Source organism: Luteibacter sahnii (genome assembly GCF_034063545.1).
Lineage (GTDB): Bacteria > Pseudomonadota > Gammaproteobacteria > Xanthomonadales > Rhodanobacteraceae > Luteibacter > Luteibacter sahnii.
This window is the reverse complement of record NZ_JAQLOK010000001.1, coordinates 811,981-825,413: the sequence shown is the minus strand read 5'-3', so window position 1 is coordinate 825,413 and position 13,433 is coordinate 811,981. Positions and strand designations below refer to the sequence as shown.

At 69.2% G+C, this 13,433-nt stretch carries 13 protein-coding genes; 3 read left to right on the top strand and 10 right to left on the bottom strand.

From position 1 onward, the window contains the following. The first annotated feature begins 80 nt into the window (after window positions 1-80). Both PI246_RS03835 and PI246_RS03830 read left to right on the top strand, forming a co-directional pair. Window positions 81-1,241, top strand: a complete 1,161-nt coding sequence (locus PI246_RS03835) for a glycosyltransferase family 4 protein (protein ID WP_320549960.1) — start codon at window positions 81-83, stop codon at window positions 1,239-1,241. Then, window positions 1,213-1,749: a phosphatase PAP2 family protein gene (locus PI246_RS03830; protein WP_320549959.1), complete on the top strand. Its 537-nt coding sequence runs from the start codon at window positions 1,213-1,215 to the stop codon at window positions 1,747-1,749. Before PI246_RS03835 ends, PI246_RS03830 begins: the two co-directional genes overlap by 29 nt. Here the strand turns inward: PI246_RS03830 and PI246_RS03825 are convergent. From PI246_RS03825 to PI246_RS03785, 9 genes are all read right to left on the bottom strand, one after another. Continuing rightward, entirely contained in the window at window positions 1,665-4,610 is a 2,946-nt protein-coding gene (locus tag PI246_RS03825) for a type 2 lanthipeptide synthetase LanM family protein (protein WP_320549958.1), read from the bottom strand. The genes PI246_RS03830 and PI246_RS03825 overlap by 85 nt on opposite strands. 10 nt (window positions 4,611-4,620) lie before the next feature. Continuing rightward, window positions 4,621-4,827 (bottom strand): DUF6229 family protein, encoded by a 207-nt coding sequence (locus PI246_RS03820; RefSeq protein ID WP_320549957.1) that lies wholly within the window; start codon window positions 4,825-4,827, stop codon window positions 4,621-4,623. 287 nt (window positions 4,828-5,114) lie between these two features. Continuing rightward, entirely contained in the window at window positions 5,115-5,327 is a 213-nt protein-coding gene (locus PI246_RS03815) for a DUF6229 family protein (RefSeq protein WP_320549956.1), read from the bottom strand. A 148-nt stretch (window positions 5,328-5,475) separates the two neighbouring features. After that, a complete protein-coding gene (accD, locus tag PI246_RS03810; RefSeq protein WP_320549955.1) occupies window positions 5,476-6,348 on the bottom strand; it encodes an acetyl-CoA carboxylase, carboxyltransferase subunit beta in 873 nt (290 codons plus the stop codon). A gap of 29 nt (window positions 6,349-6,377) precedes the next feature. Next, window positions 6,378-7,178 (bottom strand): tryptophan synthase subunit alpha, encoded by an 801-nt coding sequence (trpA, locus tag PI246_RS03805; RefSeq protein WP_320549954.1) that lies wholly within the window; start codon window positions 7,176-7,178, stop codon window positions 6,378-6,380. Next, a complete protein-coding gene (gene trpB / locus PI246_RS03800; protein ID WP_320549953.1) occupies window positions 7,178-8,389 on the bottom strand; it encodes a tryptophan synthase subunit beta in 1,212 nt (403 codons plus the stop codon). The genes trpA and trpB overlap by 1 nt, the downstream gene beginning before the upstream one ends. 24 nt (window positions 8,390-8,413) lie before the next feature. Next, window positions 8,414-9,037: a phosphoribosylanthranilate isomerase gene (locus tag PI246_RS03795; RefSeq protein ID WP_320549952.1), complete on the bottom strand. Its 624-nt coding sequence runs from the start codon at window positions 9,035-9,037 to the stop codon at window positions 8,414-8,416. Continuing rightward, entirely contained in the window at window positions 9,034-9,801 is a 768-nt protein-coding gene (gene truA / locus PI246_RS03790; protein WP_320549951.1) for a tRNA pseudouridine(38-40) synthase TruA, read from the bottom strand. The genes PI246_RS03795 and truA overlap by 4 nt, the downstream gene beginning before the upstream one ends. A gap of 95 nt (window positions 9,802-9,896) precedes the next feature. Beyond that, window positions 9,897-10,814: an AraC family transcriptional regulator gene (locus PI246_RS03785; protein ID WP_320549950.1), complete on the bottom strand. Its 918-nt coding sequence runs from the start codon at window positions 10,812-10,814 to the stop codon at window positions 9,897-9,899. Window positions 10,815-10,980: 166 nt separating this feature from the next. Here PI246_RS03785 and PI246_RS03780 point away from each other — a divergent pair, with 166 nt between their 5' ends. Next, window positions 10,981-11,739, top strand: a complete 759-nt coding sequence (locus tag PI246_RS03780; RefSeq protein ID WP_320549949.1) for an SDR family NAD(P)-dependent oxidoreductase — start codon at window positions 10,981-10,983, stop codon at window positions 11,737-11,739. A gap of 196 nt (window positions 11,740-11,935) precedes the next feature. Here PI246_RS03780 and PI246_RS03775 read toward each other — a convergent pair whose 3' ends face one another. Continuing rightward, window positions 11,936-13,333 carry a class II fumarate hydratase gene (locus tag PI246_RS03775; protein WP_320549948.1) on the bottom strand — a complete coding sequence of 466 codons (1,398 nt, stop codon included), beginning with the start codon at window positions 13,331-13,333 and terminating at the stop codon, window positions 11,936-11,938. Between the last annotated feature and the right edge of the window lie 100 nt (window positions 13,334-13,433).

Genomic DNA, 13,433 nt, shown 5'->3' with positions numbered 1-13,433 from the left:
ACATCCCGGTCATCCCCGCATCACCCACCCGACACGCCCCCGCGCGAGCATGCGTCAAGCCAGGCCACGAGGGGACCGACATGCGCATCGGCATCGTCACCGAGACCTACGCGCCGGACGTCAACGGGGTGTCCCTGACCGTCCAGGCGCTTGCCCGCGGACTGGTCCGCAAGGGCCATACCGTGGATCTGGTCCGCCCGATCCATCCCGACACACCGCCGCTGGCGGACGCGGGCATGGATGTCCTCGCCGTCGAGGGCGCCGCGGTGCCACGCTATGCCAGCCTGCGCTTCGGCCTGCCCTCCCGTTTTCGCCTCGAGCGCCGCTGGCGCGGCGAACGCCCGGACGCGATCTACGTGGCCACCGAAGGCCCCCTGGGCTGGAGCGCGGTCAGCGCGGCGCGGCGCCTCGGCATCCCGGTGGCGACCGGCTTCCATACACGCTTCGATTTCTACGTGGGGCACTACGGCTTCGGCGCGCTGACGCCGTTCGTACGCCGCTACCTCGCGCGCTTCCACCGCCGTGCCCAGCTCACCCTCGTGCCGACGGGGCAACTGGCCGACGAGCTCAACGATCTGGGCGTGCATGACGTGCGCGTGCTGCGCCGGGCCGTCGACACCCTGCGCTTCCACCCCGAACACCGCGACGACGACCTGCGCGCGGCGTGGGGTGCCGACGCCGACACGCCGGTCGTGCTGAGCGTGGGTCGCGTCGCCCCGGAGAAAAACCTACACGTGGTGATCGAAGCCTATCGCGCACTCGCGCGCCGCGTGCCGAAGGCGCGCTGCGTCATCGTCGGGGACGGTCCGGAACGCGCGGCGCTGGAAGCGGCGCATCCCGACGTCATCTTCGCGGGGACGCGTCGCGGCATCGAACTGGCAGCGTTCTACGCCAGCGCGGATCTTTTCGTCTTCCCCAGCCTCACCGAAACGTTCGGCAACGTGGTGCTGGAAGCCATGGCCTCCGGCGTGCCGGTGGTGGCCTACGCCGAAGCCGCGGCACGCGAGTTCATCCGCAACGGCCAGAACGGCATCCGTGTGGCCCCCGGCAACGAAGACGGACTGGTCGAGCGCGCCGCCGCCCTGGGTGCCGATGGCCGGCTGCGGCACGCCATGGGCCGCGCCGCGCGCGCCGCGGTCGAGGGGCTCTCGCCGGATTCGGTGGTCACCGAGTTCGAATCCTTCATGCAATCCCTCGCCGAGGACACCGTCCATGAGCGCACGACCGCCGTCGCGGCATAACCTCGATTCCCGCATGTGCGTGGCCGCCAACCGCTGGGGGGCGCGCCGTGCCATCGGCCTGTTCTTCGGCGTGGTCAGCCGGCTCGGCGACGGCGTGTTCTGGTATGCGCTGATGACCGTGATCGCCCTGGTGGGCGGCTGGCATGGCGTCGCCGTGGCGCTGCAGATGGCGATCACCGGCCTCACCGCGCTGATGCTCTATCGCGTGCTCAAGCGCTGGACGCGTCGTCCGCGACCGTTCCGCACCTGCCCCGGCGTCATCGCGCACGTGCCGCCGCTGGACGAGTTCAGCTTCCCGTCCGGCCACACGCTTCAGGCGGTGGCGTTCACGGTGGTGGCGGTGGCGCACTACCCGGTGCTGGCGCCGTTCCTGATCGGCTTCGCCGCGCTGATCGGCGCGTCGCGCGTGATCCTGGGCCTGCACTATCCCAGCGACGTGCTCGCGGCCACCGCCATCGGCGGCGTGCTGGGCACGTTGTCGCTGTGGGTGGAGCGCGTGCTGCTCTGACCCGACCAGCGGCCGGACGGGATCATCACCGACGGCAGGTCGCAGCGGCGATCCATCCGGAGCAACTGGTACACCACGCCCGCGAGACCGGTCATCAGTCCCGGCGACAAGGCTTCGCCCACCCGTCCGCAACGCGGACCGTGACGCTCCAGGCTGGCGACGAGCGCGGCGTCGATCGAGGCCCGGGTCATCCGCTCAGGTGCCAGGCCATCGTCCAGCGCCCTCGCCAGCAACTCCCACGCACCGAAGTCGCCGTGGCAGAGCCCGTGGTTGGCGCCGATACCGCGCGCCCACGCGTCAGCGACGGCGGCGCGCAGGCGCTCCCGACGCGGACCATGCGTCTGTCCCAGGTCGATCCATGCCAGGCCGATGCCCACCGAGCCATGGCACCACGCCGCCGCCGAGGGCTCGCCGCCGAGATCCCGCCGATCGCGCCAATGCCCTCGCTCGCCATCGAACAGGGCGTCTTCGAAGGCCATCGCGGCCCGCGCCATCGTCTCGTAGCGGTCCTCACCGGTTGCCTCGGCCAGCTTCGCCAAGGCCCAGCCGATGCCGGTCGCGCCGTGGGCGAAACCGCCCAGGCCATCGGGCCACCGCGCGTGCGTCCAGCAGGCCCGGCCGTCGACCATGCGAGCGGCGTCGCATAGCCGGTCGCCGAGCGCGCGGGCCATGCCGACGAACAACGGATCGTCCGTCGCGCGATGCAGGCGAAGCAAGGGCACGATTCCGCCCGCCGCGCCCGTCAGCACGTCGTGGATCTCGTCCGCCGCCAGGCTTTCCGGCATCAGCGAGGCGAGCCGGGTGGCCCGCGCGATGCCTTCGCCGTGCGCGACGCCGGCCTCCTCCAGCGACAGCCAGGCGCCGATCTGCGCGCCGAGGCCGATATAGGCGCCCGGCGGCGTCGGCCGCGGTCGTGCGACGCGCAGGCGACGGACGTGCGATTCGTCGTCGGCCATGCGCATCGTGGTGACGATCGCATCGCGCAGCCCCACGATGCCGTCCACGACGTCGGCGCGGCCGGCGCGTTGCTCGGCGGCATAGCCGGTCGCCACGAGCGCCAGCCCCGCGAGTCCGCCGTAAAGGTCCTGCGCGACCGGCTGCACGCTGCGCCCGGTGGGACCGAGCACCGAGGCGATCCAGGCGACGCTGCCGTCGCCACCGCGCAAAGCGCGCGTGGCGAGCAGGCGCATGATCGACGCCGCCTGGGTGCGGCGGCGCACGTCCAGGTCGTTCGTGCGCGGCGCGTGGACGCGCAGCGACACTTCCGCGGCATCCTGGCCTTCGTCGGCGTAAGCGCTCGCGAGCGCACCGTGGATGACCATCCTCTCCAGGGCCACGTCGGCGCGCCGCCAGTGGACGAGCGCTTCGTCGACGCGCTGGCACGGCGCGAGCCAGCGCGTGCCGCGCGGTCCCCGCAGGGTGCCCTGCGAGACGCGCATCCCGAAATACGGGATGTCCCCGTCGACGAGGTCCGCGATCTCGGCGGCGATCACACCGTCGTCGTCAGGCGCCAGCGCACGGACTTCGCCGGCCTTGCGCAGCAGTTCGGCGGCATGCGACCACGCCTTGCGTGGATCGTGCAGCGATACCGGATGCCACAGCATGCGGGCGAGTTCGGCGTAGGTTTCGGTGGCGCGCACGACCACGCGCACGTCGCAGCGATCGAACGCGCGAAGGCGGCCAGCGAGTTCGCCACGGGCGTCGAGCGCGCGCAACTGCATGGTCAGCGCATCGAACCCGCCCAGTACGTCGGGCCAGTACGTCGTCAGTTCGGGACGATCGCTGGGATGATTGCGGCCGGGGGCGATGTCCACCCAACGGGTGCCCAGGTGCGCCCTGTCCGTACCGGCGTCCACGATGGCCGGCACGGCCACCTTCGGCTGCTCGCCGGGCAACGCACCGATGCCGGACGTATCCACGCCACGCCAGGCGAGCGCGCCACCGCGCCCGGGCAGCAGGCCCATGTTGAGCACGCTGCCGTCCACCATCGCGGCGGCGCGGTCGTGCGCTTCGCCGAGGCCGGACGGCGCGGCGTCCACCTTCGGCGTAAACAGCGTCTCGCAGTCGATCACGACCGGATGTCGGCCGTGGGCGATGAGGTTTTCGGCATGCAGGTCGGTGCCACCGAGCAGGCGCATCGTGGCCAGCCACTCGCCGATGCCGCGATAGAACGCACGCAGCCCGTCGGCATCGTCCGCATGCCGGTGCGCCACGAACGCCGTCCAGCCGTAGCCGTCGCGTTCGATGGCGGCCGGCACACGCATCGACGTGTCGATGCCGAGCCCTTCGATGAAGCGCTTCAGTTCGACGTCGACGCCGACCGGCCGTGGCTTGTAGACCACGCGAGCGCCAGCGCAACGCAGCACGGCCACGGTCTTGCCGCCGAGGTGGCTGTCGCCGGCACCGATCTCCAGCGCGAGCAGTTCGCCCAGCGGTGCATCGCTCCATTCGCCGAGTACGGACCGATCGCGGGCGAACCGGCGAGCCAATTCATGACCTGCCTGGAACCGGCCTTCGATCAGCGCCTGCAGGCGGTCCCACAGGCCGGGGTAATGCGCATCCAGGCCGGTCCAGAAATCGCGGGTGGACGCGAGCGCGACAAATTCGTGCCAACGCGCGTGACTGTCGGTGGCGGCCAGGCGGTTTTCCTCGACCGCCGCGTGCAGCTCGAGCAGCAGCAGTCGGCAGGTGCGCCCGTGCAAGGTGGCGAGGGCGGCGTCGCGCACGCTGTCGTGGATGACCTGGCGCTCGCCCTGGGCGAGGCCGCCGATGCGCTGGAGCTGGGTTGCCAGTCGTGCCGACGCATCGGCCACGAGGCAACCCAGCGCGTCATGAAAGTCGGCGTCCCTGCCCATACTCATGCGGTTCCTGTCAGGCGCACTGGATGCGGATGGTGCGCTCGATCGAGCCCGTACACATCGCGCAGTTGGTGACGACGATCTCGGTGCCGCCCACGATGTCGGCTTCGGCGAAACCGTTGGCGAAAAGCTCACCCGCCGGATTGTCGCGACCGGCCTGATGGCGCCATTCGGCGGCGCGGCTGGTGGACCGTGAGGCATAAACCATGTCGTTGCTCATCTGGACACTCCACTTTGCTCAGTTTCTGGATGAAAAAACTGCATGTCGTCGGTGGTGCGGATGGAGCGGTACGTCGTCGGCCGCGATGTCGAAGCCGGCGACGTGGTCCGCCGACGGATTCTTTTCACGAGGTGACCGACGCCACAAGGGGGCGCGCGCGCATCAAGAGGTGGAAAACGCGGGTGGTTGTACGAATTTTCCTGTGCCGGCCGGTGGTTACGCGACATCTTACGATCCGGTCAACCTGTGCGCCGAATCGGCACCGCCCTGCGGTGGCCGGAAAAGGGTCACGCCCCGCAGAGGATGTGACGCGTATGCGCGTCCACCGATCCCGTGCACATGATGCAATCGGTCACGACGATGTCGGTGCCGCCGACGATATCGGCTTCGGCGAACGCGCTCATGAAGATGTCGCCCGCGGGATGATCCGGGCCCGCATGGCGGCGCCAGGCGGCGACGCGGGTGGCATGGGAGGACGGAGAAAGCGTTTCGACGTGCATCGGACACTCCTGGAGACGATGGACCGGCGGCGTGCCGGCCTGGCGATTCTTCGCTACTGGAGAGGGTGTCGGTGTACGCAATCGGCAGCGTGCCGTTGCGATGGTCGAAAGCCCGGGCACTGGCCGATGGCGGCCGGTGCCCGGTGGATCACGCCGCGGCGCGCGGGGCCTTCTGCAGGATGCCCAGCATCGCGCCGAGCTTTTCGCGCATCTCGCGCCGATCGACGATGACGTCGACCGCGCCATGATCGACGAGGAATTCCGACCGCTGGAAGCCTTCGGGCAGCGTTTCGCGCACGGTCTGCTCGATGACGCGGGGACCGGCGAAGCCGATCAGCGCCTTGGGCTCGGCCACGTTGATGTCGCCGAGCATGCCGAGGCTGGCCGAGACACCGCCCGTGGTGGGATGCGTCAACACCGAGATGTAGGGCACGCCGGCGTCACGCATGCGCGCGAGCGCCGCCGACGTCTTCGCCATCTGCATCAACGAGAACAGGCCTTCCTGCATGCGCGCGCCGCCCGTGGCGGCGAAGCACACGAGCGCGCTCTTCTCGGCCAGGGCCTTCTCGGCGGCGCGGGCGAACTTCTCGCCGACGACCGAACCCATCGAGCCCCCCATGTACGCGAATTCGAAGGCCACCGCGACGAGCGGACGTTCGAGCAGCGTGCCGGACATCGCGATGAGCGCGTCTTTTTCGCCGGTGGATTTCTGCGCGGCGACGACGCGGTCCTTGTATTTTTTCTGGTCCTTGAACTTCAGCGCGTCCACCGGCTCCATGCGCGCCCACAGTTCGGTGGTGCTGCCTTCGTCGAAGAACGCTGCAAGACGGGCACGGGCCCGGATCGCGTGATGGTGGCCGCACTTGGGGCAGACCATCAGCGACTTCTCGAGCTCGGGCTTGTAGAGCACGGTGCCGCAACCGGCGCACTTCTCCCACACGCCCTCGGGCACCTTGCCCTTGCCGCCGTTCGCGCTGGGGGCGCGGGTCTTCGGCGTCATGATCTTTTGCAGCCAGTTCATCGTGTCTCTCCGAATATCGTTACGAGCGCTCAGCGCGCGTCGAGCGCCGCCCGGATGGGCGCGAGAAAACCCTTCGCGCGGCCGGCGACATCGTCGGCCGAGGTCGCGCCTTCGAGGCACTGGACCAGGGCGCTACCGATGATCACGGCGTCGGCGAATTCACCGATGGCCCGGGCCGACGCCGCGTCGCGGACGCCAAAACCGACCGCCACGGGCGCCTTCGACCGCGAACGGATGCCGGCGACCCGGCCGGCGATGTCCGTCGTGCTCAGTTGGGCGGCCCCGGTGATACCGGCGAACGACACATAATACAGGAAGCCCGACGCGGCCTCGCAGAGCCGGCCCAGGCGCACCTCGTCGGTGGTCGGCGACGCCAGAAGGATCTGGTCGAGGCCCGCCTCGCGCAACGGGGCGAGCACGTGGGATTCTTCCAGCGGGCAATCGACCAGAAGCACGCCGTCGACGCCGGATTCGACCGCTTCCTCGGCGAACTCCGCGTAACCGTGCATTTCGATGGGGTTGAGGTAGCCCATGAGCACGACCGGCGTTTCGGCGTCGGTCTCGCGGAACGCAGCGACCCAGGCAAGGACGTTGGTAAGGCTGACCCCCTGCGCGATCGCCCGTTCGGATGCCCGCTGGATCACCGGACCGTCAGCCATCGGGTCGGAGAACGGCACGCCGAGTTCGATGACGTCGGCCCCCGCCGCCACCAGGGCGTGCATGAGCGGCACCACGTGGTCGGGCGAGGGATCGCCGGCGGTCACGAACGGAACCAGGCCGGTGCGGCCGGCGGCTTTGAGGGCGGCGAAGCGGCGTTCGATGCGGCCCATTAGAGTTCGATCCCTTCACGCGCGGCGATGGTGTGCACGTCTTTGTCGCCACGACCGGACAGGTTGACCAGGACGATGCCGTCCTTGGGCAGCTCGCGCGCGAGCTTGATCGCCTGCGCGATGGCGTGGCTGGATTCGAGCGCAGGCAGGATGCCCTCGGTGCGCGCCAGGAGATGGAACGCCTCCAGCGCCTCGTCGTCGGTGATACCGACATATTCAGCGCGGCCGGCATCCTTAAGGAACGCATGCTCGGGGCCCACGCCGGGGTAGTCCAGACCGGCGGATACGGAGTGGGTTTCCATGATCTGGCCGTTCGCGTCGGACAGCACATAGGTGCGGTTGCCATGCAGCACGCCGGGCTTGCCCGCCGCGAGCGACGCGGCGTGGCGGCCGGTGTCGATGCCGTCGCCGGCGGCTTCCGCGCCCACGATGCGCACGTCGCGGTCGTTGAGGAACGCGTGGAACAGGCCGATGGCGTTGGAACCGCCGCCGACGCAGGCGGTGATGACGTCGGGAAGACGACCGAACTGTTCGAGCACCTGCGCCCTCGCCTCGCGGCCGGCGATGGCGTTGAAATCGCGCACCATCTGCGGATACGGATGCGGACCGGCAACGGTGCCGATGATGTAGAAGGTGTCGCCGACGTGGGTCACCCAGTCGCGCATCGCTTCGTTGAGCGCGTCCTTGAGGGTCTTCGACCCGGACGTGACCGGCACCACCTCGGCACCCAGCAGGCGCATGCGGTAGACGTTGATCTTCTGGCGCTCGATGTCGACCGCCCCCATGTACACCACGCACTTGAGGCCCAGGCGGGCGGCCACGGTGGCACTGGCCACGCCGTGCTGGCCCGCGCCGGTCTCCGCGATGATGCGGGTCTTGCCCATGTGCCGGGCGACCAGCGCCTGGCCCACGGTGTTGTTGATCTTGTGCGCGCCGGTGTGGTTCAGGTCTTCGCGCTTGAGCACGATGCGGGCGCCGCCCACATGCCGGGACAGGCGCTCGGCGTGATAGACGGGGCTGGGCCGGCCGACGTAATACTTGAGGTCGCGGTCGAGTTCGGCGATGAAGTCGGGATCGACACGCAGTTTCGCGTAGGCGGCGGTGAGCTCGGCCAGCGGTTCCATGAGGGTCTCGGCCACATAGATGCCGCCGAAGCTGCCGAACCGCCCGTGGGCGTCGGGATAGGCGTTGAAATCCGCGATCTCGGTCATGGGTCTACCTTGTCGATGGCCGTGTCAGGCGCTGGGGGCGGCGCGCACGGCAGATATGAAGCGTTCCATCTTATCCGCATCCTTGACTCCGGGCGACGCCTCGATGCCGCTGGAGACGTCGACGCCCCAGGGCCGGGCCACCCGGATGGCCTCGGCCACGTTGCCGGCGGTGAGACCGCCGGCCAGCACCAGCGGCTGGGCGACATCCCTCGGCATCAGCGACCAGTCGAAACGTTGCCCGCTGCCGCCGGCCTCGCCCAGGCCGTGGCCGTCGAGCAGGAGGCCGAGCGCACGCGGGTAGGCCCGCAGGCGCGCCAGGGCGCCTTCGCCCTCGCCCATGGCGATGGCCTTGAGGTAGCGCACGCCAAAGGCCGCGCAGGTCTCGTCGGCCTCGGTGCCGTGGAACTGGAGCATGTCGGGGCGAAGCACCCGGATCACCTCGGCAACGTAGTCCGGTGCGTCGTCCATCAACAGAGCGACCGTGGTGACGAACGGCGGCACGGCGTCGCGCAGCGCCGCGGCGGCGGCCGGATCGACGAAGCGCCGGCTGCGCCGCGTCATGACGAAGCCGACGGCATCGGCGCCCAGGCGCGCGGCGAGTTGCACATCATCGATGCGGGTCAGCCCGCAGCACTTGATCCGGGTCACAGGGTGACCTCCTCGGGCAGGCCCCAATGGGCTTCATAACGCGGACCGAGGAAGGTGAGCCCCTCGGCCGGTGCGGTCGCGCCGGCCACCTCGCGGTCGCGCCCGGCCAGCAGTTCGGCCATCCAGCCCACCGGCTGCTCGCCGCGGCCGATGGGGATCAGCGAACCGACGATGTTGCGCACCATGTGGTGGAGGAAGGCGTTGGCTTCGATCTCGACCACCACCTGGCGGTCGTCCTGAAACACGCGGATGAAACGCACGTTGCGGCGCGCGTGCGCCGCCTGGCAGGACACCGCGCGAAACGCGGAGAAGTCATGCTCGCCGATCAGGGCCTGCGCGGCCTCGTGCATGCGCGCGGCATCGAGCGGTTTGCGTTCCCAGGCGACGAAACGCGCGTCGAGCGCCGGGCGCACGTAACGCGGCAGCAAACGGTAGCGATAGCGCCGGGCGCGCGCGGAAAACCGCGCGTGGAAGTCGTCCGCCACCGGCTGGGCCCAGGTCACGGCCATGCTGCGCGGCAGGTTGGAGCAGGCCCCGAGAACCCAGCCACGCATGTCGCGCGTCACCTCGGTGTCGAAATGCACCACCTGACAGCGGCCGTGCACGCCCGCGTCGGTACGCCCCGCCGCGGTGACCTCGACCGGCGCCGCGGCCACGATCGCCAACGCCTCTTCGAGCGCGCCCTGCACCGTCTTCGCGTGGCTCAGCCGCTGCCAGCCGAAAAAGTCGGTGCCGTCGTATTCGACGCCTAGGGCGATGCGCATGGGGGATCGGGTTCGTGGAAACGCTCAAGGGTACCACCGGACCGCTGACCGGGTCGCCGCGACCTTCCTGGCGTCACGGCCCCAAGACCGCCCGGCTAGACCGTTTCGGACCCTTCACCGCCCGATGGCAGGCGGCGCGCCGCGGCCGCATCGCGCCCCGGCGCCACGCCGAACAGGCGGGCATATTCACCGCTGAATTGCGACGCGCTTTCGTAGCCCACGCGATAGGCGGCACCTGCCACGCCCGCGTCTTCGGCCATCATCAGCCGCCGGGCCTCCAGCAGCCGCAGGTTCTTGTGGAACTGCACCGGCGACATCGATGTCAACGCCTTGAAGTGCTGGTGGAACGACGAAGGGCTCATGCCCGACGCGGCCGCCAGTTCGTCCACGCGCACGGTACGACCCAGATCGTTGCGCAATCGTCGGATGGCCTCGGCGATGCGTGCCGTGTGGCTGTCGGGAAGGGCCAGCGTGGCCATGCGATCGCCGTTTGCTCCGGTGAGCATACGGTAGGCGATCTCGCGCATGAGCAGCGGGTGCAGCACGGCGATGTCACGCGGCGAGTCGAGCAGTTTCACGAGGCGCAGCAGGGCGTCGCCGACCGCGTCGTCGATGTCCGCGACGAACATCCCCCCGCGCTGCCCCACGCGCGGACGCGGGGGATCGTCGATCTGTGCCATCACGTCCCGCATCAGGGCCACATCCAGATCGAGGTGGATGGCCAGGTAGGGCACGTCGTCGCTCGCCCGGTTGATCTGGCCGATGCCGGGCGTGTCGACGTTCACGACCAGCGCTTGGCCCGCGTCGTAGTGCAGCACCTCGCGCCCCGCGATCACCTGCTTGGCCCCTTGCACCACCAGACACAAGGCGGGACGGTAGACGATGTGATTGGGCACGCCGGCAACGGTCGAACGCATCAACAGCAACCCGTCGATGGCCGTGGCGAACACGCCATCGCCCCCGCCAAAACGCCGAATCACTCGCTCAAGCGATTGTTTTATAGCTTCATTCATGGCGCATCACGCCAGCGTCCGGTGGTGGATGCAGTATAGGCGGACCGCCCGTCTCGCCGTGGGCCGGCTGGAGGATCAGGCATGAACTTCGGTGGTTGCGCCATGTCGACCGAGGCGACCCGCGTCTAGACTGCCCCCACATTCCCACGACCTGTCGAGGTTGCACATGGACAAAATCGCCATCGTCACCGGCGGAAGCCGGGGACTCGGTCGCAACACGGCCATCGCCATCGCCCGCCGTGGCGGCGACGTGATCCTCACTTACCATACCAACCGAACCGAGGCCGATTCGGCCGTGGGCGAGATCCAGGCGCTCGGACGCCGCGCGGTGGCCCTGCCGCTGGATACCGGCGATGCCTCGTCGTTCGAGGCGTTCGCCGCGACCGTGGCGCAGGTGCTGCGCGACACCTGGAACCAAGACCGCTTCGATGCCCTCGTCAACAACGCCGGCCACGCCGCGTACGGCAAGCTCGGCGCCATCAGCGAAAGCGACGCGGACGGACTTTACCGCGTGCACCTGAAGGGACCCGTCTTCCTTACCCAGGCCCTGTTGCCGCTGATCCGCGACGGCGGTCGTATCGTGAACCTGTCTAGCGGGCTGGCGCGTTTCGCCACACCGGGGTATGCGTTCTACGGCTCATTGAAGGCCGCCATCGACACGATGACCCGCTACATGGCGGTCGAACTTGGGCCGCGCGGCATCGCGGTGAACGCGGTGGCACCCGGAGCGATCGAAACGGACTTTGGCGGTGGCGTGGTGCGTGACAACGCCCAGGTCAACACGCACATCGCGTCGGTCACCGCGATGGGGCGCGTCGGCGTGCCGGACGACATAGGTCCGATGATCGCCACGCTGCTGTCGGAGGAAAACCGCTGGGTGACGGGGCAACGCATCGAGGTATCCGGCGGCCAGAGCCTCGCCTGACGGCGATGCGGCGGCAGCCGGCACCGGACGAGGGAAGCGAAGCCTCGCACGATGGCGGTCGCCGCCTTACCGGCACGCTCCATCACGACGGTTCGCGGAGACGCTCCGCTCCCCGCGCGCCCTCGTTGAACCGAGGGGGGCGTGCGCGGGGTGCGCTCTTACCGCCAGGCGTCGGAAGCGATCGAGGCGTCGGGGGTCAGCCCCCGGCCCCGCCACCGCCGTGGATGCCTCCCTTGGTCAACGTCGCGGGATCCAGCAGGCGTTTCAGCTCCGCCTTCGACAGCCCGGTTGTTTCCAGCGCCACGTCCATGATCGGCCGCCTCTCCTTGTAAGCCTGCTTCGCCGTCGCCGCGCCTTTTTCGTAGCCGATGACGGGGTTCAGCGCCGTCACGAGGATCGGATTCCGGTCCAGCGCCTCGCGGAGTCGCTCTTCGTTCACCCGGAAACCCGCGATGGCCTTGTCCGCGAGCAGCACGCTGACGTTGGCGAGTATCTCGATCGATTGCAGCAGGTTGTACGCGATCACCGGCAACATCACGTTGAGCTGGAAATTGCCCGACTGACCGGCGATGGCGATGGTCGCGTCGTTGCCGATGACCTGCGCCGCCACCATGGCCGCGGCCTCCGGGATCACCGGATTGACCTTGCCCGGCATGATCGACGACCCCGGTTGCAGGGCCGGCAATTCGATCTCCCCCAGTCCCGCCAGCGGACCGGAGTTCATCCAGCGCAGGTCGTTGGCGATCTTCATCACGGCGACCGCGAGCGCGCGCAACTGGCCAGAGAGCTCCACCGGCGCATCCTGGGCCGCCATACCGGAAAAATAGTTGTCGGACGACTCGAACCTCACCGCCGTGAGGCGGGTCAACGCGGCGGCGACCGCCGGTCCGAACGCCGGATCGGCGTTGATGCCCGTGCCCACCGCGCTGCCGCCCTGCGGCAACCGCCGGGTGCGCTTGAGGGTATCGCCGATACGCTCTTCGGCATCGCGGATCTGCGCGGACCAGCCCGACAGCTCTTGGCCGAAGGTGATCGGCATCGCGTCCATCAGGTGCGTTCGGCCCGTCTTGACCACCTTGTTCAGCGCTTTCGCACGGCGGTCGATGGTCTTGCGCAGGTGCTTGAGCGCCGGCAGCAGCGTTTCGCGGGCGGCGAGGCTGGCGCTGACCAGGATCGCCGTGGGGATCACGTCGTTCGAGCTCTGGCCTGCGTTGACATGGTCATTGGGATGCACCGGCGTGCCCGCGGCCGCCGCGAGATGCGCGATCACCTCGTTCGCGTTCATGTTCGAACTGGTGCCGGACCCCGTCTGGAACACGTCGATCGGAAAATGCCTGTCGACCTCGCCATTGATGACCTTGCCCGCCGCCGCGACGATCGCCTTCGCCGCGCCCTTGTCGAGGTGGCCGAGCTTGAGGTTGGCCTCAGCCGCGGCCGCCTTCACCAGCCCGAGGGCGCGGATGAACTGGCGTGGCATCGTGAGCCCCGACACCGGAAAGTTGTCGACGGCCCGCTGGGTTTGCGCGCCGTAGAGCGCCTCGGCGGGTACCTTCAACTCGCCCATGCTGTCGCGTTCGGTGCGGAACTGGCTCATGCGGGAACTCCGGGAGGGGGACGATTCCTAAAGGTAAGGCCTGGCCCCGGCGATTTGTAGGAGCGCGTCCCACGCGCGACCGCCACGGACAGCCCCGGTA